This window comes from Streptococcus sp. HMSC034B05 (assembly GCF_001809055.1).
Classification (GTDB): domain Bacteria; phylum Bacillota; class Bacilli; order Lactobacillales; family Streptococcaceae; genus Streptococcus; species Streptococcus constellatus.
The window spans coordinates 1-405 of record NZ_KV795605.1 but is presented as its reverse complement, the minus strand read 5'-3'; the positions used below and the strand labels follow the sequence as shown (position 1 = coordinate 405).

Genomic DNA, 405 nt, shown 5'->3' with positions numbered 1-405 from the left:
TTTTTCATCTTTTTTTATTTTCCTCTAGCTTTTTTCCCTGTGCCAAAATTCAAGTCTAAGTTTGCCCCTCTTATAAAACCAGTCTAGGAGATTTGTAATCTAATACTCTCTTTGGATAGTTATTTATCCAATTTTCAATAAATGCGACTTGTTGCTGAGTCGCATTTTTGTTTCCCTTAGGCAATTCCAATTGATTGAGCGTATCCAGTACAAAGTTAGTATCTTGACAATCTGAAATGGTGTAAGCTACCATCTCACGATTGTAGAGATCCATGACGGAAGATAGGTAGACAAAGTAGAGGTAGGTAATGTCTGTGACTAGCTTCTCCAGTGGCTTTTCTACTTGAAACTCACGATTTAGTTTGTTTTCCGTCACATAGTAAGGCTGACCTATATTTGCCACCT

The 405-nt window shown here is 37.0% G+C and carries 1 pseudogene; it reads right to left on the bottom strand.

From position 1 onward, the window contains the following. Window positions 1-70 precede the first annotated feature (70 nt). Window positions 71-405: pseudogene (locus HMPREF2542_RS10115) on the bottom strand (hypothetical protein); the annotation flags it as partial.